Genomic DNA, 23119 nt, shown 5'->3' with positions numbered 1-23119 from the left:
GCGTTACAGCTCTGCTGTCTGTCGATCGGCGCCGTGAGGAGCCGGCCAGCGGCCGGCACTACCAGCAACGCAACTCCACCGACACGCGGTGTCTTACAACGCGCTCGCCGGCCGCACCTTCAACACCGCTTCTTCAGTCGCGCAATCCCGTGCCGAATGCAGCCCCGCCTTGCGTGCCGCCACGATTTCCTTGCGTGCAGCCAGCAGGTCGCTGTTGAAGGCGGCATTGTCATGCAGGCGTGCCACAGCAGCAGCGCCCATGAAACGGCCCTCCAGGATGTCGCTCTGCCAATGCACGTTGCAGACCAGGCGGCTCTCGCCGTAGTTGCGGCCGCGTGCCTGGATCGCATCGGCGCGGTCCGGGGCGATCTCCGAGAGGATCAGGGCCCAGGCCCAGCCGATCGAGGTGTGGCCGGACGGATAGGAGCCGTTGCCGCGCAGGTCCTGCTCGTCTTCCGGCGAACAGGTCGGTTCGTTGTTGACCATGAACGGCCGCGCGCGCTGGTAGTGCTTCTTCGCCGTGCGGGTGGCCGCGCTGGCATCGATCCGGCTGCGTTCGAGCAGGCGGTACAGGGCCGGCGTCTTCACCGCATCCACCTCGACATCGATCGCACACGAGAACTGGTTGGCACCGGCCGGGAAGGCGAGTTCGGCGTCGCGATGGGCCTGTTCGAAGCGCGGGCTGCCGCGCAGGCCACGGGCTTCACGGCTGACCTGTTCGTCCAGTGCGAAGCCGGCCGAACCGGCGGCCGGCGGTGCCGGTACCAGTGCCAGGCTGTCCGGCACGGCCGTGCTCTGCAGGTAGCCGACCGCCTTGGTGGTGACCGAGGCTTCCACCGCCGTGGTGCGCGGCGCGGCCGTTGACGAACAGCCGGCGAGGGCGGCGAGCAGGGCGGTCACCAGCAGCGGGCGAACGGCAGCAGAGCGCAGGGACGACGACATCGGCAGGTCTCGAAGAGGGGGAGCCGCATGATCGCAGCTTCCTCTGGCAACGACAGCGGCCGTTCGTCATCCGGCCAGATCCGGCATGGCCGTGCCCCGGATGACGGAAACCCGCGACTGGTTCACGGATTTCATGGGTCGCACGACATAGCGTCATCGCAGGCGCCATCGATCGTCATATCTCCATGGATATATGCACCCCATGGCAACGCGGCAGCGCCGGTCATCAGGGGGATCACCTGCAAGGAGACAGCGGATGCGAAGCAACGCGGGAAGGTGGGGTGGCGGTCTCGCCCTGGGTCTGATGCTGGCGTGCGGCACCACGCACGCGGCCGATGTAGTGGGCGTGGTGTTCGTGCATGGCACCGGCAAACAGACCGATGCGCGCGCGGACTACTGGCAGCCGGGCATCATCGACACCGTGCGCCAGGGGCTGCCCAACAGCAGCAACTACACGGTCATCAACTGTGATTTCGAACAGTACATGTGGACGCCCGAGGCGGCGGGTTGCCTGGCCGGGCAGCTGACCACCTTCATCAACAGCAAGGGCATCACCAAACTGGTGGTGATCACCCATTCCAACGGCGGCAACGTGGTGCGCTGGATCCTCTCCAACCCCACGTATGACAGCCGCTATCCGAAGATCATCCAGACGGTCAGCAAGGTCACTGCGCTGGCGCCGTCCTCGGCCGGCACGCCACTCGCCGACGCGGTGCTCAACGGCAACGTGTTCGAAACTTCGGTGGGCTGGCTGCTGGGCTACAAGAGCGATGCCGTGCGGCAGCAGCAGGTGGGCCACATGGCCACCTACAACGCGCAGAACCTGTACGGCACCGCCGGCCGCCCTGCGTTGCCCAAGCCGTTCCGCGCCGTGGTCGGCTCGGATGTGGAATCGGCGGTGTGGGACAGCAACAGCTACTGCGGTGGCTATGCGCAGAACGTGGGCCTGGAGTTCACCCAGAACTGGTTGAACAGCTGCTCGGACGGCTTCCTGGAGTGCAGCAGCCAGAAGGCGGCCGGTACGACCTGGTTCACCGACACGCAGCGCACCCGGGGCGCCGAGCCGCTCAGCCACAACCAGAGCCGGCGCGAATGCTTCGGCCTGGGCACGATCCTGCGCAACGACCTGACCCTGTGAGGAGCCTCCCGATGATGCGACAGACGACGATCGCGGTGGCCCTGCTCGCCGCCCTGGCAGCCTTGCCACTGCAGGCGGCACAACCGTTGCTGGCCGCCCGCGCCAGCGACCAGGTCCCGCGTGCGGTAGAGCGTGCGCCCCTGCCGGCCGGACCGGTGGAGCAGGCACCGCTGAGCTTTGCGTGGGCGCTGGATCCCGCCCAGGCACTGGCCGCTGCGCCGGCCTTCATGGCCAGCAGCCGCAGCTACTGGGAGATGGTGGACGCGCCGGCGCTGCAGCAGGGCCTGGCCTTGCCGCTGACCGCGCCCGACGCGGTGATCCAGCTCAGTCCGGTGCAGGGCGCGCGTGCGCTGGATACCACCCAATGGCAGGTGCGTGACCCGGCCGGTGCGCTGGCGGTGGCCCAGGTGGTCGATGAGCAGCAACTGCGCGCGGCCGGGATGTCGGTCGGCACGGGCACGGCCATGGTCCGCACGGGCACCACATCGGCGGTCGGCAGCTACCGGCTGCAGAGCACACAGGCCCAGGGCCGCTACGTGGTGCAGGTGCTGGAACCCAACAGCCCGATCGCCCTGCAGCTGCAGGCGAGCAGCGAACGGGTGCTCGCCGGGGGCACGCTGGCGCTGAGCGCGCGTCTGGTCAACGACGGTGGCGCGGCTGCGGCACGGCCCGCCCGTGCCAGTACGCGGCCGCTGCCGGCCGTGGGCGAGGCCCTGCTGGTGGCGCCGGATGGCCGCAGCTGGCCGGTGCCGCTGGTCGCCGCCAAAGACGGTCTACGTGCCCAGGTGACGGTGCCGCAGGACATCGGCACGGCGCAGGGGCTGTGGGAGCTGCAGGCGTTCGTCAGTGCCGACGACGTGCAGCGCGATGCCAAGGTGGCGTTTGCGGTGGCGCAGCCGACGGCGCGCTTCCAGGGCCAGGTCGAGGCGGATGCCAGCCGCCGCGAGGTGCGCCTGCCGTTGCAGATCGGTGCGCCCGGCCGCTACGAGGCGCGCGGTACGCTGTATGCCACCGGCCCGGACGGGACGCTGCGGCCCGTCGCGCAGGCACACAGTGCGGCGTGGTTCGCGACGGCAGGGGCGGGTGAGCTGCGCCTGCCGTTCGCCAGCGTGGCGTTGCCGAGTGGCTATGCCGCCCCGTTCGAAGTGCGCGACCTGCAGTTGCAGGACCAGAGCCGGATGGCACCGATCGAATCGCGTGCGGTGGCGGTGAGGTTCTAGGCTGCGTGACCTAACCCGCGAACGCACTCAATCGGCCGGCCTGATCCACCACCCGGATCGGGCCGCCGAACAGCTCGGACAACGGTGCATCGCGCAGCAGCTCCGCGCGCGGGCCGTCAGCGAGAATCTTGCCGCCGCGCAGCATCACCACCCGCTCGATCTCAGGGATGATCTCCTCGATGTGATGAGTGACCAGCACCAGGGTGATGCCCTGGCGGGCGAGCTCGCGCATGGTGGCGATCAGCTGCTCGCGCGCGATCAGGTCCAGCCCGGTGGAGGGTTCATCCAGCAGCAGGGCCTGCGGGCGGTTCACCAGCGCCCGGGCGATCAGCACGCGCCGGGTTTCCCCGGCCGAGAGTTCGGCATAGCCGCGCTGCAGCAGCGGCAGGGCACCGGTCATGGCCAGGGTTTCACGGGCGCGCTCGCGCATCTCCGGGCTCACCTCGCGGAAGGCCGGCACCACGAAGCTGGCGAAGAAGCCGGTCAGCACCGCCTCTTCCACGGTCAGCCCGGGCATGTCGGAAAGGTTGCTGCTCAGGTCGCCGGTGACGATGCCCAGCTGCGAGCGCAGCCGGTCCACCTGCCAGCGGTTCTGGCCGAGCACGCGCACCGCCACCGTGCCATCACCGTGCGCCAGCGGGTACAGCTCGCGGGTGATCAGCTTGATGAAGGACGACTTGCCGCAGCCATTGGGGCCGAGCAGCGCGGTGTGCTGGCCCTGTTCGATGCGCAGGCTGAGATCGTGCAGGACCCGGACCTGGCCGCGGATGACACAGGCGCGGTCGAGCTCGATCAGGGGGACGGGGGAGGCCGGCACCGCCGGTGAGGCTGCGACTGTCATGAATGCGGGGGCATGCTCACGAAGGTAAGGGGAGAACTGAATGACTGCGCAAAAATGGCATCGAAGGGATGAAGTTTGCAACGTCTGGCCCCATCATGTCCGAAGGTATCCCTGTTTCCTTGACGGCCGACTGCGGCCCGGAGTCCTGCGATGTTCGATACGCTCCTCAACTTCCTGACCGGCGGTGTCGTCGGCCTCGGCTGGTGGGGCATGGGTCTGGTGCTGCTGGTGTTCACCCAGCTGACCATCTTTGCCGTGACGCTGTATCTGCACCGCAGCCAGGCGCACCGGGGGGTGGATTTCCACCCGGTGATCGCGCACTTCTTCCGCTTCTGGACCTGGCTCACCACCTCCATGATCACCAAGGAGTGGGTGGCGATCCATCGCAAGCACCACGCCAAGGTGGAAACCGATGAAGACCCGCACAGCCCGGTGACCAAGGGCATCGGCATGGTGTTCTGGCGGGGCGTGGAGCTGTACCGCGAGGCCCGCGCGATGCGCGCGGACATCGAGCAGTACGGCCGCGGTGCTCCGGATGACTGGATCGAGCGTCACCTGTACACCCCGCACGCCAATCTCGGCCCGGTCGCGCTGCTGGTGATCAACAGCGTGCTGTTCGGCCTGCCTGGCGTGGCCCTGTGGGCGATCCAGATGGCCTGGATCCCGTTCTGGGCCGCCGGCGTCATCAATGGCCTGGGCCACTGGTGGGGCTACCGCAACTTCGAATCGGCCGACACCTCCACCAATCTGACGCCGTGGGCGTTCTGGGTGGGTGGTGAAGAGCTGCACAACAACCACCATGCCTTCCCGAGCTCGGCGCGCTTCTCGATGCGCCGCTGGGAGTTCGACATCGGCTGGGCGGTGATCCGCGGCCTGCAGGCGGTGCGTCTGGCCAAGGTGCTGCGCGTGGCGCCGAGCATGGACGTGCGCCCGAACATCGCCGTGCCGGATGCGGAAACCCTCAAGGCCCTGCTGTCGCATCGCTTCCAGGCGATGACCGATTACCAGCGCAACGTATTCGTGCCAGCCCTGCGCGAAGAGGCCGCGATGGCCGGCGCCAAGCTGCGCAAGCTGCTGCCGCGCCGCATGCGCCGTGGCCTGGTCAACGACGGCCGCTGGCTCAAGCCGGATTGCCGCGCCCAGCTCAGCACGTGGGTCGAGCAGCGCCCGCGGATCCGCGTGCTGGTCGAACACCGCGCGCGTCTGGCGGCCCTGCTGGAAGCGCGCGGTAATGACGCCGCTGAGCGCTTGAAGCTGCTGCAGGCCTGGTGCCATGAAGCCGAAGCCAGTGGCATCGCCGCGCTGCAGAACTACGCCGCGCGCCTGAAAGGCTACGCACTGACGGCGCACTGATCGATGCGCTTCCCAACCGGGAACGTCTCCGCGAAACGCCGCCTTGTGCGGCGTTTCGCGTGTGTGGGCCTGGCCGTGGGCCTGCTCGGCGCGACGGCACAGGCGCAGGTCACGGATACCGGCAGCTACCTGCAGCGCATGGACACCGACGGCGACGGCCGGGTCAGCGTGGAGGAATACGTGCAGTGGCTGCTGTACGCCTTTGACCGCATGGACCGCAACGGCGATGGCGTGCTCAGCGCCGATGAGCTGCCCGGTGGCAAAGGCCCGTCGATCACGCGGGAGCAGCAGCGGCAGGCGCTGATCCAGCGGTTCCACAAACAGGATGCGAATGGCGACGGGTATCTGAGTGCGCGCGAGTTGGCTGCGCCGCCGCGCTGAACGTCGCGCCCGGACCGCCGCGAGGCAGCGCCCGCTCTACCGCGGTTCATCGGGGGACGCCTTAGAATCCCCCCATGCCCGAGCTTCCCGAAGTAGAAACCACCCGTCGCGGCCTGGCCCCGCACCTGGAAGGCCGCAACGTCCACGGCGTGATCCTGCGCCGGCCCGACCTGCGCTGGCCGATCCCGCCGGAGATCAGTACGCTGCTCCCCGGGCAGGCCATCCAGGGCGTGCGCCGCCGCGCCAAGTACCTGCTGCTCGATACCGCCATTGGCAGCGCACTGCTGCACCTGGGCATGTCCGGCAGCCTGCGCGTACTGCCCGGCGACACCCCGGTGCGCGCACACGACCACGTCGACATCAGCCTGGACAACGGCCGCCTGCTGCGCTTCAACGACCCGCGCCGGTTCGGCAGCCTGCTCTGGCAGCCGGCCGGGGAGACCCATGAGCTGCTGGCAGCGCTGGGGCCCGAGCCGCTGGATGACGCGTTCGATGGCGACTACCTGTTCGCCCGCAGCCGTGGCCGCAGCGCCTCGGTGAAGACCTTCCTGATGGACCAGGGCATCGTGGTCGGGGTGGGCAACATCTATGCCGCCGAAAGCCTGTTCATGGCCGGGATCAACCCGCTGCGCGAGGCCGGCAAGATCTCCCGCGCGCGCTATCAGCGCCTGGCCGATGCGGTGAAACAGATCCTGGCCTACGCCATCACCCGCGGCGGCACCACCCTGCGCGATTTCATCAATCCGGACGGGGCGCCGGGGTACTTCGAGCAGGAGCTGCTGGTGTACGGGCGTGAAGGCGAGCCCTGCCGCCAGTGCGGCCGGCTGCTCCGCCACGCCACCATCGGCCAGCGCGCCAGCGTCTGGTGCGGGCACTGCCAGCGCTGAATCGTCGCGCGGCTGTCGCCCACCGGGCGGTATAGTCCGCCCAACGTCACCGGCGGGGGTGTGCGATGGACGAAGCACCGGATATCACCGTATGGCTGGATTCGGCCCGGGCGGGCGACCGCGCCGCGCTCGACCGGGTCCTGACCCTGCTCTATCACGAGCTGCACAGCATGGCCCGCCGGCAGCTGGCCGGGCAGCAGGGACGCACCCTGGATGCCACCTCGCTGGTGCACGAGTCCTACCTCAAGCTGCTCGGCTCCCGCGGCGCGGCCCGCTTCGAGGATCGCGCGCATTTCTTCGCCTACGCCGCCTCGGCGATGCGCAGCGTGGTGGTGGATTACGCACGCAACCGGCTCGCGCGCAAGCGCGGCGGTGATCTCAAGCGGGTGGAGCTGCCGGAGAACAGCAGCAGCGGCGTGCGTCTGGATGAAGATCTGCTGGCGCTGGATGTGGCGCTGGCCCAGCTGCATGCGGTGGATGCACACCTGGCCAAGGTGGTGGAACTGCGTTACTTCGCCGGCCTGTCCGAGCAGGAGATTGCGGATCTGTGCCAACGCTCGGAGCGCAGCATCCGCCGCGACTGGCAGAAGGCGCGCATGTTCCTGCTGGCTTCGGTCGGGGAGCCCTGAAAGGCCACGCATCGTCCGGGGAGAGGACCGATGGAGGCGTCACGCTGGCGGCAGTTGTCCTGCCTGCTGGATCAATTGCTGGAACTGCCCGAACCGGCGCGTGAGCAGCGGCTCGCGCGCCTGCGTGTGGAGGATCCGGGCCTGGCCGACGATGTGGAGCGCCTGCTCGCGCATGAGCGCGACAGCCACGAGTTCCTGGCCCAGCCGCTGTGGACCGCCGCGCCGGAGGACAGCCGGGTGGGGACGCGCGTCGGCCCCTACCGCTTGCTCCGGCCCCTCGGCGAGGGCGGGATGGGCGAGGTCTGGCTGGCCGAGCGCGCCGATGGCCTGTATGAGCGCCAGGTCGCGCTGAAGCTGCTGCGCAGCGGCTACGCCGATCCCGGCCTGCGTCAGCGCTTCAGCCGCGAACGCGAGATTCTGGCGCGGCTGCAGCACCCGAACCTGGCCCATCTGCTGGATGCCGGCGTGGATCTGCAGGGGCAGCCTTACCTTGCGCTGGCCTACGTGGAAGGCGAGCCGATCACCGAGCACTGCCAGCGCCTGGCGCTCCCGCTGGAGCGGCGGCTGCAGCTGATGTTGCAGGTCTGCGCGGTGGTCAGCCATGCGCATGCCAACCTGATCGTGCACCGCGACCTCAAGCCCTCCAACATCCTGGTCACGGCCGAGGGCGACGTGAAGCTGCTGGATTTCGGCATCGCCAAGCTGCTCGACGATGACGAAGGCAAACCACCCGTGCATCCCCCCACCGAAGCGCGGGCGTTCACCCTGCACTACGCCGCGCCGGAACAGGTCCGCGGCGAGCCGGTGTCCACGCTGACCGATGTGTACTCGCTGGGCGTGGTGCTGTTCGAGGTGATCACCGGGCAGAAGCCCTATCGCCTGCGCCGGCACAGCGATGCCGAGTGGGAGCGCTCGATCCTGGAGGTGCAGGCACCGCGCGCCTCGGCCGTCATGGCGCGCGTGGCCGCCGCCGGTGGCGAACAGGCCGGGGCAGCCCGGCGCCTGTCGCGGCGCCTGCGCGGCGATCTGGACACCATCCTGCTCAAGGCCCTGCAGAAGGAACCTGCGCAGCGCTACGCCTCGGTGGAAGCCCTGGCCCAGGACCTGCGCCGCTTCCTCGAAGGCCGTCCGATCCACGCGCGCCCGCAGCATGTGGGCTACCGGCTGCGCAAATATCTGGGGCGGCATCGCTGGGGCGTAGCGTTGGGCAGCATGGCCGTGCTGGCGCTGCTCGCATTGGCATTGACTGCGTTGTGGCAGATGCAGCAGGCGCGGCGGGAGATCGCGCGTGCCCAGGCCATGCAGGATTTCACGGTCGGCCTGTTCGACCGCGCCGCCGGCGTGCGCCATGGCAGCTTCGATCTGCGCCAGCTGCTGGCCACCGGTCAGCAACGCGGTGAGGCGGAACTGCGCGATCAACCGCTGTCGCTGGCCGAGCTGGAGGGCGTGATCGGCCGGCTGCGGATCGGCATGGGCGACTACCAGCTGGCGCTGCAGACGCTGGACCGACAACGCGCGCTGCTGGAGGAGGCCGGCGAGGTGCCGCCCACCCTGCAGCTGGAAGCGGTGACCCAGCGCGGCCGTGCGCTGCGCATGCTGGGCCGCTCGCGCGAGTGCGTGACCCACCTCACTCCGATGCAGGCGCTGGCCGCCGAGTACCGCCTGCGGCTGCCGGCGGCCGTGGCCGAGTACCACACCCAACTCGGGCGCTGCCAACAACTTCTGGGGTACCGCGACAACGCCCGCGCCGCCTTCGAACAGGCACGGGTGCTGCGGCGCGATGTACTGCGCGATACCCCCGGCACCTCCGAGAGCCTGGCCGACCTGGCCGCACTGGACAGCGACGATGGCCGCGCCCCGGCGGCACTGGCCGGCTACCGGCAAGCGCTGCAGCTGCTGCAGGCCGGTGACACCGTGCGGTATCCCCAGTTGATCGCGCTGCGCCGGCACATGGGCGAGACGCTGGCTGCGCAGGGCGATCTGGACGCGGCCGAGCGGGCCCTGAAGATCGCCAGTGCCGATGCGGTGGGCATGTATGGGCCGGATCACCCGGAAACCCTGTCGATCCGTCGCTTGCGTGCCCTGCTGGCGATGCAGCGCGGTGATCTTGAGCAGGCCCAGACCCAGCTGCAGCAGGTCCATCACCTGACCCGGCAGGCCCTGGGCGAGCAACACCGCGACACCGGGCTGACCTGGCACGCGCTGGGCCGGTTGGCACTGGAGCGCGGTGACAGCACCGTGGCGATCGATGACTTCGCCCGGGCGGTGGCGATCTGGCGGCAACCCGACTGCGTGGGGCTGCTGCCGCAGGGCCTGTATGACCTGGGCGAAGCCTTGGCCCAGGCGGGGCGCTGGCAGGCGGCGCTGGCTGCCCTGCATGAGGGCCGGCAGTGGCAGGCGGCGCAACGGGGCGACGACGATGCGTCCGTGCAGCAGGCGGATCGGCGCATGGCCGAACTGGTCAGCGCCTACGGCGACCCGCATCAGGCCGGCGAGCAACTGGCGGCGCTGATGCGCCGGGTGGACCGGGCGGGTCCGTCCAGCCCGGCGCTGCAGCGCGCGCTGCAACTGGCCTGGGGCCGCAATCTGGGCCGCATGGGCCAGGCCGTGGAAGCACGCCGCGCGCTGGCCCCGTTGCTGGTGGGCGACGCCGCCGATCAGGGCAGCCGCGTCCTGCGCTGGCGCGCCCGCGCCGCGATGGCGGAGCTGGACTGCACGAGCGCACCGGCGCGTGCGCGTGAGGCGCTGGGGCAGCTGCAGCAGGAGCTGCAGGCACAGTGGCCGCAGGGCGGGCAGCTGCTGCAGGAGGTGAACCAGATGCGGCAGGCATGCGCACCGGCGCAGGTCGCGGCCGCCCCTGAGCACGCTGGCTGAACGCCGCCGCGCATTCACCTCGGCGAATTAACGTCTGCGTGCCTATGATGGCCGGCCCTCCCTTGCCATCGCTGCCTGCATGCAACGACGCGACTTCCTCCGCAATGCCTCCGTGGCCCTGGCCGCTTTCGGCCTGCCTGCACTGCCGGCGTGTGCCGCGCAGGGCAACCAGGTCGGCCTGCGCCGGCTGGGCGAGCCGCAGCCGTTCGATTTCGCCTCGCTGAAGGGGCAGGCCCGCGCGCTGTCCCAGGCTGCCTACCAGAGCCATAAGCGCACCCTGCCGGGTCCGGTCGAAGCGCTGGACTGGGATCAGTACCAGTCGATCCAGTACCGCCAGGATCACGCGCTGTGGGCCGACCAGCCCGGTCGCTACCAGGCCAAGTTCTTCCACCTCGGCCTGTACTTCCACTCGCCGGTGCGGATGTTCGACGTGACCGACGGCAAGGCGCAGGAGCTGGCCTACGACGGCGCCGCGTTCGACTACGGCAAGAGTGGCCTGAAGGGCAGCCATCTGCCGGCCGACCTGGGCTTTGCCGGTTTCCGTCTCAACACCCGCAAGGACACCGACCGCGACTTCGCCGCATTCCTGGGGGCCAGCTATTTCCGCGCAGTCGGCAAAGAGGGCCAGTACGGCCAGTCCGCGCGCGGTCTGGCGATCGATACCGGCACGGGCAAGCCCGAGGAGTTCCCGGATTTCATCGCCTATTACCTCGAGCAGCCGGCGGCCGACTCCAACACGCTGGTGGTGTACGCCCTGCTGGATTCGCCGAGCACCACCGGCGCCTACCGCTTTGCGATCACCAACGGCGATGTGCTGCTGATGGACATCGACTGCGCGCTGTACCCGCGCAAGGCGATCGAGCGGCTCGGCATCGCCCCGTGCACCAGCATGTACCAGGTGGGCGAGAACGACCGCCGCATGGCCTGGGACTGGCGCCCGGAGATCCACGATACCGACGGCCTGTCGATGTGGACCGGGGCCGGTGAATGGATCTGGCGGCCGCTGTGCAACCCGTACCACCTGCGCTTCAACATGTTCGTGGACAACAACCCGCGCGGCTTCGGCCTGCTCCAGCGCGACCGCAATTTCGATCACTACCAGGACGACGGCGTCTTCTACGAGAAGCGCCCGTGCCTGTGGGTGGAACCGAAGGGGCAGTGGGGCAAGGGCTCGGTGCAGCTGGTCGAAATCCCGACCGTGGATGAAACCTTCGACAACATCGTGGCGTTCTGGAATCCCGAGGCCAAGCCGCAGCCGGGCCAGGAGCTGCTGCTCGGCTACCGCCTGTACTGGGGCGCCGAGCCGCCGGCGCGTACGCCGCTGGCACACTGCGTGGCCAGCCGCACCGGCCTGGGCGGGGTGATCGGCAAGCGGCGCGAGTACTTCTCCTGGCGCTTCGCGGTCGATTTCGAAGGCGGCGAACTGGCCGCGTTGATCGACAAGGGTGAGGTGGAAGCCGTGGTCCAGGTCAGCCGTGGCCGCACCGAGATCGTTTCGGCCCGCCCGCTGCGCGAGATCAAGGGCTACCGCGCCATGTTCGATCTGGTGCCGCCAGACGATTCCACCGAGCAGATCGACATCCGCCTGTACCTGCGCAGTGGCGGCAAGACGCTGACCGAAACCTGGCTGTACCAGTACAGCCCGCCGCCGAAGGGTGCGCCGGAGCGCACGTTGTACTGATCAAAGCGGCAGTGGGGCCTGTGCCGGGTCGATTCTTCCCTCGCCGCGCGTGATCTTCTTGAACTCCGCGCGGCTCACCGACACATAGCGCTCGTTGCCGCCGATCTCCACCTGCGGCCCGTCCTGCACCGCGTGGCCGTGCTCGTCCACGCGCACGGTCATCGTGGCCTTCTTGCCGCTGTGGCAGATCGTCTTGATCTCCTGCATCTCGTCGGCCCAGGCCAGCAGGTACTGGCTGCCTTCGAACAGCTCGCCGCGGAAATCGGTGCGCAGGCCGTAGCACAGCACCGGGATGCGCATCTGGTCGACCACCTCGCTGAGCTGCCAGACCTGGCTGCGGGTCAGGAACTGCGCCTCATCGACGAGGACGCAGCCCAGCAGGCCGTGCGTGGCTATGTCCTCGGCGATCAGCTGCTGCAGGTCGGTGTCCTGCTGGAACGCGATCCCGTCGGCCTTCAGGCCGATCCGCGAGGCCACTACGCCGCGCCCGGCGCGATCATCCAGCCGTGGGGTCAGGATGGCCACGCGCATGCCCCGCTCGCGGTAGTTGTGCGCCGACTGCAGCAGGGTGGTGGTCTTGCCGGCGTTCATCGCCGAATAATAGAAATAGAGCTTGGCCATGCCGGGATTTTATCCGCTCGGGCGCCCGGGCATGGTGCCGTGTTCATTCAGTCCTGGGAACCGGGTACGGCGGTGGGGATGCCGACCTCGACGCTGCCGGTGCCGATGGTACGCCCGGCGGCCTCCAGTTGCTGTGCCTGCCAGTGCCAGTACTGGTCAGGCTGCCAGTATTCGTCCCGATAGAACACGTCCGGTTCCACGTAACGCTTGCCACGATCATCGCGGACCAGCATGCGCATGCCTCCGACCCAGCCGGTGCGGCTGCCAGTGACCTCAAGCAGGCCACGACGCAGCTCACGCTCCTGTCGGGGCTGGGCGACCGTGTCTCCGAACTCCGCGTACAGGGCTTGGCCTTGCTGCACTGCGCGGGTCTGTTCGTCCGGGGTCAGCGCGGCCCAGTACCGCTCACGCAGCACCAGGAGGAATTCGGTCCCGCGCTCGGCCGCCAGGTCCATCCAGGCATAGGCCAGGGCCCGATCCTGATCGCCGCCCTGGCCGTTCCACCACATCTCGGCAAGCGCGGCCTGGGACAACTTGTCGGCATGGCGCGCGCCGAGCCGGTAAAAGCGCCGCGCCTCTTCGAGGCGGCCACGCGCCTGCGCCTCCTTGCCGAGTTTGCGGTAGCGCAGGTCAGGATGGCTGGCCAGAAAGGTGTGGGTGTCCTGCGCATCCTGCGCGCGCAGGTCCGGCTGACTCGACTGCCCCCACGCTGGCAGCGCGGCCAGGGCGGCGATCATGGTGCATACCCGGCTTGCCTTCCTGACGATTGCCATGCGTCGCGTCCTCTGCGTTGATCGGGACAATGGATACCCCAGCCCCGTGAAGGCGTCAATCCGGCTGGTGGCACGTCGATGCGGGCTGACCAAGGCCCGGTACAATGCCCCTCCCCTGGAGATGGCATGCACGGTCTCAATCCTCCCCAACACGCGGCAGTGATGCACTGCGAAGGTCCTCTGCTGGTGCTTGCGGGCGCGGGCAGCGGCAAGACGCGCGTGATCGTGGAGAAGATCGGCCAGCTGATCGCCAGCAAGCGCTACCCGGCGCGGCGGATCGCGGCGATCACCTTCACCAACAAATCGGCCAAGGAAATGCGCGAGCGCGTGGCCAAGCGCCTGCGCGGTGACGACGCCGATGAAGTGACGATCTGTACGTTCCACGCGCTGGGGCTGAAGTTCCTGCAGATTGAACATGCGGCCGTCGGGCTCAAGCGCGGCTTTTCGATCTTCGATGCCGACGATTCGACCGCGCAGGTCAAGGACCTGATGTACGGGGCCAAGCCGGACGACATCGAGGACGTGAAGAACCTGATCTCGCGCGCCAAGAACGCCGGCCTCTCACCCGAGCAGGCTATGGCCGCGGCGCGCAGCACGCGCGAGAAGGAAGCGGCCAGCGTCTACGAGCGCTACCAGCTGCGCCTGACTGCGTTCAACGCGGTCGATTTCGATGATCTGATCCGCCTGCCGGTGCAGGTGCTGGAAGAGAATCCGGAGATCGCCATCGCCTGGCGCGAACGCATCGGCTACCTGCTGGTCGACGAATGCCAGGACACCAACGATGCGCAGTACCGGCTGCTCAAGCAGCTGGCCGGCAGCAAGGGCAACTTCACCTGCGTGGGCGATGACGATCAGTCGATCTACGCCTGGCGCGGTGCGAACCCGGAAAACCTGCAGCAGATGGCGCGCGATTATCCTGCGCTGGAAATCATCAAGCTGGAGCAGAACTACCGCTGCTCCAACCGCGTGCTGCGCGCGGCCAACGCGCTGATCGCCAACAACCCGCACGAACACCTCAAGAAGCTGTGGAGCGACCAGGCCGACGGCGAGCGCATCCGTGTGTGGGAGTGCCGCAACAGCGAGCACGAAGCGGAAAAGGTCGCGGCGGAAATCTCCTTCCTGGCCACCTCCAAGAAGATTCCGTGGAGCGATTTCTGCATCCTGTTCCGCGGCAATTTCCAGTCGCGGCCGCTGGAAAAAGCGCTGCAGCTGGTGCGTGCGCCGTACCACATCACCGGCGGCACCGCGTTCCTGGAACGGCAGGAGGTCAAGGACACGCTGTCCTGGCTGCGTCTGCTGGTGAACCCGGATGACGATACGGCGTTCATGCGTGCGGTGCAGTCACCCAAGCGCGAAGTGGGTGCCGGCACGCTGGCCAAGCTGGCCGAGCTGGCCTCGGAAAAAGACCTGCCGATGGCGCATGCCGCCGAAGCGATCGGGGCGCTCTCGCAGCTGCCACCGCGCGCGGCCAACGGGCTGAGCCGCTTCACCGATATCCTTCGCGATCTGCGCGCGGAAATGCCCAAGCTCAGCTCCGGCGATCTGGTGCGCAAGCTGGTGAAGGATTCCGGGCTGGTCTCGGACCTGCGCAGTGCGTGCAAGGAAGAGTCGGTCTACCAGCGCCGCCTCGGCAACCTGGAAGAACTGGCGCAGTGGTTCGAAGGCGGCCCGCGGGGTGCCTCCACGGCGGATCTGGCCGCGCAGCTGGCCTTGCTCTCGCGCAACGACAAGGACGACGGCGGCAACCAGGTGCGGATGATGACCATGCACGCCTCCAAGGGCCTGGAATTCCCGTACGTGTTCATCATCGGCTGCGAGGACGGCGTACTGCCACACCAGGTCAGCCTGGACGAAGGCAACCTGCAGGAAGAGCGGCGTCTGTTGTACGTGGGTATCACCCGCGCCAAGGTGCAGCTGTGGATGAGTTACAGCAAGCTCACCCGCAAGTTCGGCGAGCACGTGCGGCTCAAGCCGAGTCGGTTCTTCGACGAGATACCCGCCGAGGAAATGCAGCGCGACGGTGCCGACCCCGTCGCCGACGCTGCGCGCAAGAAAGAGCGCGCCAGCGCGGGCCTGGCCGCGATCCAGGCCCTGTTCGACTGACCCACCGCACGGGTAGAGCCGACCGTTGGTCGGCTGCCCAAAGCGCGTCGGCTGCCGTATCCCGGCTCGAAGAGCAGCCGACCAACGGTCGGCCCTACCGTGTTCCCGCAGCCGACCAACGGTCGGCTCTACCGTGTTCGGGGCGCGCATTGCACAATCGGTGTATCGCTTTCCACCGGTACCCGCATGTCCGCCGTGATCCAGACCGACCGCCTGCACCTGCGCCTGATCGATCCCGATCATGACGCGGCCGACATGCTGGCCCTGCTCAACGAGCCGGGCTTCATCCGCAACATCGCCGACCGCGGCGTACGCACCTTGGCGCAGGCGCGCGACTACACCGCCGAGCGCGTGCTCGGCAGCTACACCCTCAATGGCTTTGGCATGTACGCCGTGATCCGCCGCGAGGACGGCGCATGGCTGGGCAACGCCGGTCTGGTCCGCCGCGCCGGGCTGCCGGCACCGGATATCGGTTATGCACTGCTGTCGCAGTACGAAGGCCACGGCTACGCATTCGAAGCCGCGCGCGGGGTGATGCACTACGCACGCGATGTGCTCGGTCATGCCGATCTGTACGGCATCGTCTCGCCGGACAACGTGCGCTCCGCCGCGCTGCTGCGCAAGCTGGGCATGGAGGATCGGGGGGACCTGCTGCTGCCGCCGCCAAACGAAGACGTGGTGCTGTTGTTCGCCACCCCGGGCGCGCCGGCCCCCCAACGGTAGAGCCGACCGTGGGTCGGCTGCGCTTCACCGCCAGCCAATCGCAGCACGGGTAGAGCCGACCGTTGGTCGGCTGCGCTTCACCCCCCAGCCAATCGCAGCACGGGTAGAGCCGACCGTGGGTCGGCTGCGCTTCACCCCCCCAACTGTGCGCGCAGCTCCGCCAGCTGTTCCTGCAGCTCGGCCACGGTGGCTTCCAACTGCTGCACGCGGGACTCCAGCGCCGGATTGGCAGCGCTGCCGCCGCCGCCGGACGGCGCCGACCGGTACTGCTCGGCCAAGGCCTGCACGTCCACCGGGCCGGCCATCAGGTGCATGTAGCGGTCTTCGCGCTGGCCGCTGGCGCGCGGCAGCTGGATCGCCATGCCGCGCTGGATCATGCGCTCCAGGTGGTGGCGCAGTTCGTCCACGTCCTGGAAGCGGACCAGCCGCTCGCTGCGGGTCAGCAGTTCATTGAGGGTCTGCGGGCCGCGCAGCAGCAACAGGCCCAGGATGGCCAGTTGCTGGCGGGTCAGGTCCAGCGCGGCACCGGCGCGGTGCTCGTAGCGCTCGGCGCGCGAGGAGTACTGCTGGCGCGCCAGGCCCAGGGTCTCCAGCTGGCGCAGCGCGTGGTGCACATCGCCGGCCGACAGGGCCATGACCGGCTCGCGGGCGGTCTTCTGGTTGGCCGCCACCTGGGCGGCGTTGACCGTCAGCGGGTAGGCGTCCGGGGTGGTCGCCTCCTTCTCGATCAGGCAGCCCAACGCGCGGGCCTGGGCCGCGCTGAGCACGGGCAGGGCAGGGGTCTGGGTGTCGTCGGTCATGGGGCGCTCCGGGGTGTTTCAGGGGCGTGCAGCATAGCCGAGCCCCGCCTGTGGCATGAATGCCGCGGGACAAGCCGGTAAACTGGCGCGAATCTGTTGCCGGTGAATGCCATGCGTCGTAGTGCTGTTTCCCTGTCCGTGCTTGCCTGTGCCGTGCTGGCACTGAGTGCCTGCAAGCGCACTGAAACCCCGGCCGATGCCGCCCCGCCGGCGGCCGCTGCCGCGGCGAGCGCGCCGGTCGCCACCGGCGATGCCGCCGTGGCTGCCAATGACAACCTCAACGCGGTGCTGTGGATGCAGCGTTCGCAGGAGTACCGGGCAATCACCGAGCAGACCTACCGTTCGGCGGCCGATCACCTGGACAAGGCACTCAAGGAGCCCAACTGGGACGCGCTGGTGCCTGAAGAACGCGGCAATGCCGCCAAGGGCCTGAAGCCTGCCGTGGTGCTGGATGTGGATGAAACCGTGCTGGACAACTCGCCCTACCAGGCCCGCCTGGTGCGCGATGGCAAGGAATACGACGAGCTGAGCTGGGACCAGTGGGTGGCTGAAAAGAAGGCCAAGGCGATTCCGGGCGTGGTCGATTTCGCCAAGGCCGCCAATGCCAAGGGCGTGACCCTGCTGTACATCTCCAACCGCGCCGTCCACCTCAAGGAGGCCACCCTGGCCAACCTGCGCGAGCAGGGCCTGCCGGTGGCCGATGACAGCGTGTTCCTCGGCCTGGGCACCGTGGTGGACGGCTGCGAGCAGGCCGGCAGCGAAAAGAACTGCCGCCGCCGCCTGGCCGGCCAGAAATACCGCGTGCTGATGCAGTTCGGTGACCAGCTGGGCGACTTCGTGGAAGTCACCGCCAACACCAACGATGGCCGTGACGCGCTGCTGCAGCAGTATCACGACTGGTTCGGCGAGCGCTGGTGGATGCTGCCCAACCCGACCTACGGCGGCTTCGAGCCGGCCCAGTTCAACAACGATTACAGCCAGTCGCGCCAGGCCCGCCACGACGCCAAGCGCGCCGCGCTGGATTACGCACCGTGAGCCGCGCGCCGCTGCCGCTGCGGGACGAGGAGCGCCTGATCTTCGCGCTCGACGTGCCCGGCCGCGACGATGCGCTGGCCTGGGTCGATCGTCTCGGCGATGCCGTGTCGTTCTACAAGATCGGCATGGAACTGCTGGCCTCCGGCGAGTACTTCGAGGTGCTCGATGCACTGGCCGCACGCGACAAGCGGGTGTTCGTCGATCTCAAGTTCTTCGACATCCCGGCCACCGCTGCGGCGGTGATCAAGCGCCTGTCGCAGTGGCCGGTGAGCTACGCCACCATCCATGGCTGGCACCCGGCGATGATGGAGGCCTGCGCGGCCGCCAACGGCAGCGACATGCGCCTGCTGGCGGTGACCGTGCTGACCTCGATGGGCCGCAGCGACCTGGCCCAGATGGGCATCGACCGCGAGCCGGTCGAGGTGGTGGTGGAACGCGCGCTGGCCGCCCAGGCCGCCGGCATCGACGGGGTGATCGCCTCCGGCCAGGAGGCCGGGCCGATCCGCGCCGCCACCGGCGCCGGGTTCTCGATCGTCTGCCCGGGCATCCGCCCCGGGGGTCCGGTCGGCGATGACCAGAAGCGCACCGTCGGCGTGGCCCAGGCCTTTGCCGACGGCGCCGATGCGATCGTGGTCGGCCGCCCGATCCGGCTCGCCAGCGACCCGCAGGCCGCCGCGCGCGCCCTCCAGGCCGAGATCGCCCAGGCGCTCGCCGCGCGCTGAGGCGGTGACGGGGCCGGACGCTCCGTCACACGCGGTTTTTCTGTACATTCAAGGGCTTGCGCACCGAGCGCAGGGTCGGCAGGTCTGCCGGCTTGCCGCTGTCACCGAACAGGCCGCAAGATGCGGACCGGTCCGGGGAGTCCGAATTCATGTCCATGTCGTTGAAGCCGTGGCAGTACCGAGGGCAGGCGTTGGCGCTGGCCCTGTGCGGGTTGGTGCTGCTCAGTGCCTGCAGGGACAAGCAGATCGATCCGGATGCACCGGCGTCCGAGCCGGTCGCGGCCCTGCAGCAACTGGCGCAGCGGGTCGCCGACAACGATCTGGTCGGCTACGCGAAGGCAGCGGTGCCGCCCACCCAGTACGCCCGCCTGCAGGGCGCCTGGCGTCAGGGGCACAGCCGTTGGCCGCTGACCGAGCTGCCACTGGATGGGCAGTTGTTGCCGATGCTGGCCGCGCTGTCGCGGCCGGATGCGCCGCAGCGGCTGCAACGCTCGTTCGATACCCAGATCGCCGGTCAGGCCACGCAGGTCCGCCAGGCGGCCCACTCGATGGGATTGTTCGGCGAGCAGTACCTGAGCAACCAGAGCGAGTACAGCGACAGCGAGCGCGCCCATTACACCCAGGTGGTGAAGGCGCTCAGCCGCTGGGCCGCCGCGGCGCCACTGACCGACAAGCAGCGGGCAAAGACGACCATCACCCTGCTCACCGCTACCGCGCGCACTGCGGGGCTGTCCACGGATGCCGAACTGCAGGCCGCGGGCATGGAAGAGAGCCTGCGTCGCCTCGGCCCCTTCATCAAGGCCTTCAAGACTGCGCTGGCCAGTTACGGGCTGTCGCTGGACGCGGCGTTGACCGAGCTGCGTGGCGAGCTGACGTCCGAGCTGGGCGACGATGCCGTGGTGCGCATCCAGTACACGTTGGCCGGCGAGCAGATCGACGCCCAGGTGCGGATGACACGGCGCGACGGGCACTGGTATGTGACCCGCACGCTGGAAGACACCGATGCGCTGCTGCAGGCCGCCGACGCCGCGCAAGCTGAACATGATGCCCGCCAGGCCGCTGAAGCAGAGGCGGCTGCGACGGTCAAGGACGGTGCTTCTGCACCGGCTAAGCCATAATGAAGCCGATGCCGAACCAGAATCCCCTGCCTTTCCCCGGCGAAGAGCCGCCCAAGACGCCGGACGCTACGTCCTCGTCGCCCGATACCGTGCCGTCCGACGGTGCTGCCGCCCCGGTTCCACCGGCCGCTGGCGCGCCCGTGGAGGCCGTTGCCGTCGAGGCGGAGCCGTCCACTGTTGCGCCGTCCGCGATCGTGCCCGGCACCCGCCCCCCCAGCGGTCGCCCGCCGTGGTGGGCGCGCATGCTCGGCCGTCTGGTCGAGCCGTGGCTGTCGCTGAAGATCGAACCGGAGCACCCCGGCCAGTACAACGACGGCCGCCCGGTGGTCTACGTGCTGGAGGACTACGGTCTGTCCAACGCGCTGATCCTGGACAAGGCCTGCCGCGAAGCCGGCCTGCCCTCGCCGCTGGTGCCGATCGCCGGTGACCCGACCGGGCGCAAGCGCGCCTACCTGGCCCTGTCGCGCCGGAGCAGCAGCAACTCGCTGATCCCCGAGCAGCGTGGCGCCAAGACCCACTCGGACTCGTTGGCCAAGGTCCTGCAGGCGCACCGCGCCCGCGGCGAGCTGGACGTGCACCTGGTGCCGGTGTCGATCTTCGTCGGCCGCGCGCCGGACAAGCAAAGCGGCTGGTTCGCGGTGCTGTTCTCGGAAAACTGGGCCCTGGTGGGTCGTTTCCGTCGCCTGCTGGCGGTGCTGCTCAACGGCCGCAGCACGATCGTGCGCTTTGCCCCGCCGATCTCGCTGCGCACCACGGTCGATGAGGGGCTGGACCCCGAGCGCACCGTGCGCAAGCTGCAGCGCGTGCTGCGCACCCATTTCCGCCGCATCCGCGAATCGGTGATCGGGCCGGATCTGTCGACCCGCCGCCTGCTGGTGGACAAGGTGCTCGACGCGGACACCGTGCGCGAAGCGATCGCCTCACAGGCCAAGCGCGACAACTCCAAGCCGGCCGATGCCTGGAAAAAAGCCCACGCCTACGCGTGGGAAATTGCCGCGGACTACTCCAGTCCCGTGGTGCGCTCGGCCAGCTTCATGCTCAGCCATGTCTGGAACCGCATCTATGCCGGCGTGCTGGTCCACCACCTGGACAAGTTCAAGGCGGCCGCGCCCGGGCACGAAGTGGTCTATGTGCCCAGCCACCGCAGCCACATGGATTACCTGCTGCTGTCCTACCTGCTGTACGACCGCGGCATCGTGCCGCCGCACATCGTGGCCGGCATCAATCTCAACCTGCCGGTGGTCGGCACGCTGCTGCGCAAGGGCGGTGCGTTCTTCATCCGCCGCTCGATCCGTGGCAACGCGCTGTACTCGGCGGTGCTCAGCGAATACGTGGCGCAGCTGGTCGCCGGCGGCTACTCGATCGAGTACTTCGTCGAAGGCGGCCGCTCGCGCACCGGGCGCCTGCTGCAGCCCAAGGGCGGCATGATCTCGATGACGCTGCGCGCCTTCCTGCGCCAGCCGCGCAAGCCGGTGCTGTTCCAGCCGGTCTACATCGGCTATGAAAAGCTGATGGAAGGCGGCAGCTACCTGGACGAACTGTCCGGGCGGCCGAAGGAAAAGGAATCGATCTGGTCGCTGCTGTGGTCGATCCCGAAGGTGCTCAAGCAGAACTACGGCCAGGTCGTGGTGAACTTCGGCGAGCCGATCGCGCTCAACGACGTGCTCGCCCAGCGTGCGCCGGACTGGAACGGCCAACCGGTCGGCGAGGACGAGAAGCCCTCGTGGTTGTCCGGCACGGTGGATCACCTGGCCGAACGTATCCAGGTGCATATCAACGGCGCGGCCGACGTCAATCCGATCAACCTGCTCGCGCTGGCGCTGCTGTCCACGCCCAAGCATGCGATGGGCGAGGCGGACCTGATCGCGCAGATCGAACTGTGCAAGACCCTGCTGGTCGAGATGCCGTACTCGGACCGGGTGACGGTGACCCCGCACTCGCCGGAGCGGATCATCGCCCACGCCGAGGAGATCAACGTCCTCACCCGCATCAAGCATCCGCTGGGCGACGTGCTCAGCGTGAGCGGCGACACCGCGGTGCTGCTGAGCTACTTCCGCAACAACGTCATCCACCTGTTCACGGCCTCGTCGTGGGTGGCCTGCTGCTTCCAGAACAACCGCCGCATGAGCCGTACCGGGCTGGTCCAGCTGGGCCGCACGGTGTATCCGTTCCTGCAGGCCGAGCTGTTCCTGCCGTGGACCGAAGACGAGTTCGCCCAGCGCATCGAGCAGACCATCAACGTGTTCGTGCGCGAAGGGCTGCTGCAGAACATCAACGATGACGACGGCGGCATCCTGGCGCGCAACACCGGGCAGACCGACGAAGTCTTCCGCCTGCGCGCGATCGGCCATTCGCTGCAGCAGGCGTTCGAGCGCTATTACATCGCGATCTCGGTGCTGGTGAAGAATGGCCCCGGCACGTTGGGCGCGGCCGAGCTGGAAAGCCTGTGCCAGCAGGCTGCACAGCGTCTGAGCCTGCTCTATGCGCCGGCCGCGCCGGAGTTCTTCGACCGCACCCTGTTCCGCGGTTTCATCCAGAAGCTGCGCGAACTACGCCTGGTGTGGCCCGATGAAAACAGCAAACTGCTGTTCGATGCGCGCCTGGACGCGTGGGCAAAGGATGCGAAATTCATCCTCGGCCGCGAACTGCGCCATACCATCGAGCGTGTCAGCCCGGAAGCGGCCAAACCGGAAGAGCCGGTCAGCACGGATTGACGGAAGCGGATGCGCCGAGGCGCATCCGGACGTATCCGCACGCATCCGGACGCATCCGCACGCAGCCGGACGCATCCGGACGTATCCGAATCTAATTGCGTTCGCCAGCAATTCGTAGGTACCGACCGTTGGTCGGTACCCGCGCGCAAGCGCGGCACAAGCGTCCGCAGACCAGGCAACACGGCGTGCACCGATTGACCGACGCTGACCACCGTCCGAAGCCACATGACAGGGGTTCATGTCGCCGGGACGAACGGCAGCCGACCAACGGTCGGCTCTACCCCCGGAACATGGGCGGTGATCGGGACGAACGGCAGCCGACCAACGGTCGGCTCTACGCGGGTTCGTCCGGAATCAGCATGTCTTCCAGCTTGGCGATGCAGTCCTTCAACTGCAGCTTGCGCCGCTTCAGGCGCTTGGCGTCCAGCTCATCGTCGCCGTTGGCGGCCATGCGCAGGATCTGATCGTCCAGCGCACGATGCTCCTGCCGAAGGACGGCAAGGCGGGCAGTGATATCGGCGGGTGTCATGGTGTCCACAAGCTCCGAGCATACACATCCCGGAT

Annotated in this window: 21 protein-coding genes; 14 read left to right on the top strand and 7 right to left on the bottom strand. The window is 68.4% G+C overall.

Annotation, left to right across the window (positions count from 1 at the left end; translation table 11 throughout):
* Positions 1 to 93: 93 nt before the first annotated feature.
* Positions 94 to 942 carry a phosphatase PAP2 family protein gene (locus ABE483_RS03955; protein WP_346481148.1) on the bottom strand — a complete coding sequence of 283 codons (849 nt, stop codon included), beginning with the start codon at positions 940 to 942 and terminating at the stop codon, positions 94 to 96.
* 304 nt (positions 943 to 1246) lie between these two features.
* On the opposite strand from ABE483_RS03955, the gene ABE483_RS03950 reads away from it, so the two are divergent.
* Both ABE483_RS03950 and ABE483_RS03945 read left to right on the top strand, forming a co-directional pair.
* On the top strand, positions 1247 to 2080 hold the full coding sequence (locus ABE483_RS03950; RefSeq protein ID WP_346481180.1) for a hypothetical protein: 834 nt from the start codon (positions 1247 to 1249) through the stop codon (positions 2078 to 2080).
* A gap of 11 nt (positions 2081 to 2091) precedes the next feature.
* Positions 2092 to 3300, top strand: a complete 1209-nt coding sequence (locus ABE483_RS03945) for a DUF4785 domain-containing protein (protein WP_346481147.1) — start codon at positions 2092 to 2094, stop codon at positions 3298 to 3300.
* A gap of 10 nt (positions 3301 to 3310) precedes the next feature.
* On the opposite strand, the gene ABE483_RS03940 is transcribed toward ABE483_RS03945, so the two are convergent.
* Positions 3311 to 4141: an ATP-binding cassette domain-containing protein gene (locus tag ABE483_RS03940; protein WP_313210605.1), complete on the bottom strand. Its 831-nt coding sequence runs from the start codon at positions 4139 to 4141 to the stop codon at positions 3311 to 3313.
* A gap of 150 nt (positions 4142 to 4291) precedes the next feature.
* On the opposite strand from ABE483_RS03940, the gene ABE483_RS03935 reads away from it, so the two are divergent.
* From ABE483_RS03935 to ABE483_RS03910, 6 genes are all read left to right on the top strand, one after another.
* The gene (locus tag ABE483_RS03935) at positions 4292 to 5494 is read left to right on the top strand and encodes a fatty acid desaturase (RefSeq protein WP_123730986.1); all 1203 of its coding nucleotides are present in this window, start codon (positions 4292 to 4294) and stop codon (positions 5492 to 5494) included.
* Positions 5495 to 5497: 3 nt separating this feature from the next.
* The gene (locus tag ABE483_RS03930) at positions 5498 to 5875 is read left to right on the top strand and encodes a hypothetical protein (protein ID WP_346481146.1); all 378 of its coding nucleotides are present in this window, start codon (positions 5498 to 5500) and stop codon (positions 5873 to 5875) included.
* Positions 5876 to 5949: 74 nt separating this feature from the next.
* The gene (gene mutM, locus ABE483_RS03925) at positions 5950 to 6762 is read left to right on the top strand and encodes a bifunctional DNA-formamidopyrimidine glycosylase/DNA-(apurinic or apyrimidinic site) lyase (RefSeq protein ID WP_313210611.1); all 813 of its coding nucleotides are present in this window, start codon (positions 5950 to 5952) and stop codon (positions 6760 to 6762) included.
* Between the two features lie 65 nt (positions 6763 to 6827).
* Entirely contained in the window at positions 6828 to 7391 is a 564-nt protein-coding gene (locus tag ABE483_RS03920; RefSeq protein ID WP_313210613.1) for an ECF-type sigma factor, read from the top strand.
* Between the two features lie 30 nt (positions 7392 to 7421).
* Positions 7422 to 10265 (top strand): protein kinase, encoded by a 2844-nt coding sequence (locus ABE483_RS03915; RefSeq protein WP_346481145.1) that lies wholly within the window; start codon positions 7422 to 7424, stop codon positions 10263 to 10265.
* A gap of 79 nt (positions 10266 to 10344) precedes the next feature.
* The gene (locus ABE483_RS03910) at positions 10345 to 11946 is read left to right on the top strand and encodes a glucan biosynthesis protein D (protein WP_313210617.1); all 1602 of its coding nucleotides are present in this window, start codon (positions 10345 to 10347) and stop codon (positions 11944 to 11946) included.
* On the opposite strand, the gene ABE483_RS03905 is transcribed toward ABE483_RS03910, so the two are convergent.
* Both ABE483_RS03905 and ABE483_RS03900 read right to left on the bottom strand, forming a co-directional pair.
* On the bottom strand, positions 11947 to 12567 hold the full coding sequence (locus tag ABE483_RS03905) for a thymidine kinase (RefSeq protein WP_313210619.1): 621 nt from the start codon (positions 12565 to 12567) through the stop codon (positions 11947 to 11949). It abuts the gene before it with no gap.
* A gap of 47 nt (positions 12568 to 12614) precedes the next feature.
* Positions 12615 to 13304: a hypothetical protein gene (locus tag ABE483_RS03900; protein WP_313219821.1), complete on the bottom strand. Its 690-nt coding sequence runs from the start codon at positions 13302 to 13304 to the stop codon at positions 12615 to 12617.
* A 162-nt stretch (positions 13305 to 13466) separates the two neighbouring features.
* Here ABE483_RS03900 and ABE483_RS03895 point away from each other — a divergent pair, with 162 nt between their 5' ends.
* Both ABE483_RS03895 and ABE483_RS03890 read left to right on the top strand, forming a co-directional pair.
* Entirely contained in the window at positions 13467 to 15443 is a 1977-nt protein-coding gene (locus tag ABE483_RS03895; protein WP_176990295.1) for a UvrD-helicase domain-containing protein, read from the top strand.
* A gap of 186 nt (positions 15444 to 15629) precedes the next feature.
* Positions 15630 to 16166: a GNAT family N-acetyltransferase gene (locus ABE483_RS03890; protein WP_346462762.1), complete on the top strand. Its 537-nt coding sequence runs from the start codon at positions 15630 to 15632 to the stop codon at positions 16164 to 16166.
* Positions 16167 to 16297: 131 nt separating this feature from the next.
* Here the strand turns inward: ABE483_RS03890 and ABE483_RS03885 are convergent, their stop codons facing one another.
* Positions 16298 to 16966 (bottom strand): DUF480 domain-containing protein, encoded by a 669-nt coding sequence (locus ABE483_RS03885; RefSeq protein WP_313210629.1) that lies wholly within the window; start codon positions 16964 to 16966, stop codon positions 16298 to 16300.
* A gap of 111 nt (positions 16967 to 17077) precedes the next feature.
* On the opposite strand from ABE483_RS03885, the gene ABE483_RS03880 reads away from it, so the two are divergent.
* Together ABE483_RS03880 and pyrF are read left to right on the top strand one after the other, a co-directional pair.
* A complete protein-coding gene (locus ABE483_RS03880; RefSeq protein WP_313210631.1) occupies positions 17078 to 18001 on the top strand; it encodes a 5'-nucleotidase, lipoprotein e(P4) family in 924 nt (307 codons plus the stop codon).
* The gene (pyrF, locus tag ABE483_RS03875; protein ID WP_313210633.1) at positions 17998 to 18723 is read left to right on the top strand and encodes an orotidine-5'-phosphate decarboxylase; all 726 of its coding nucleotides are present in this window, start codon (positions 17998 to 18000) and stop codon (positions 18721 to 18723) included. Before ABE483_RS03880 ends, pyrF begins: the two co-directional genes overlap by 4 nt.
* A 25-nt stretch (positions 18724 to 18748) precedes the next feature.
* Here the strand turns inward: pyrF and ABE483_RS03870 are convergent, their stop codons facing one another.
* The gene (locus tag ABE483_RS03870) at positions 18749 to 18874 is read right to left on the bottom strand and encodes a hypothetical protein (RefSeq protein WP_313210635.1); all 126 of its coding nucleotides are present in this window, start codon (positions 18872 to 18874) and stop codon (positions 18749 to 18751) included.
* On the opposite strand from ABE483_RS03870, the gene ABE483_RS03865 reads away from it, so the two are divergent.
* Together ABE483_RS03865 and plsB are read left to right on the top strand one after the other, a co-directional pair.
* Complete coding sequence (locus ABE483_RS03865; protein WP_313210637.1) at positions 18873 to 19841, top strand: hypothetical protein; 969 nt, start codon at positions 18873 to 18875, stop codon at positions 19839 to 19841. The two genes, ABE483_RS03870 and ABE483_RS03865, sit on opposite strands and share 2 nt — an antisense overlap.
* A complete protein-coding gene (plsB, locus tag ABE483_RS03860; protein WP_346481144.1) occupies positions 19841 to 22555 on the top strand; it encodes a glycerol-3-phosphate 1-O-acyltransferase PlsB in 2715 nt (904 codons plus the stop codon). Before ABE483_RS03865 ends, plsB begins: the two co-directional genes overlap by 1 nt.
* Positions 22556 to 22889: 334 nt before the next feature.
* On the opposite strand, the gene ABE483_RS03855 is transcribed toward plsB, so the two are convergent.
* A complete protein-coding gene (locus ABE483_RS03855; RefSeq protein ID WP_313211176.1) occupies positions 22890 to 23093 on the bottom strand; it encodes a DUF465 domain-containing protein in 204 nt (67 codons plus the stop codon).
* Positions 23094 to 23119 lie beyond the last annotated feature (26 nt).

This window comes from Stenotrophomonas sp. TWI602, assembly GCF_039674045.1.
Classification (GTDB): Bacteria; Pseudomonadota; Gammaproteobacteria; order Xanthomonadales; family Xanthomonadaceae; genus Stenotrophomonas.
This window is presented reverse-complemented; position numbering and strand designations above follow the sequence as displayed.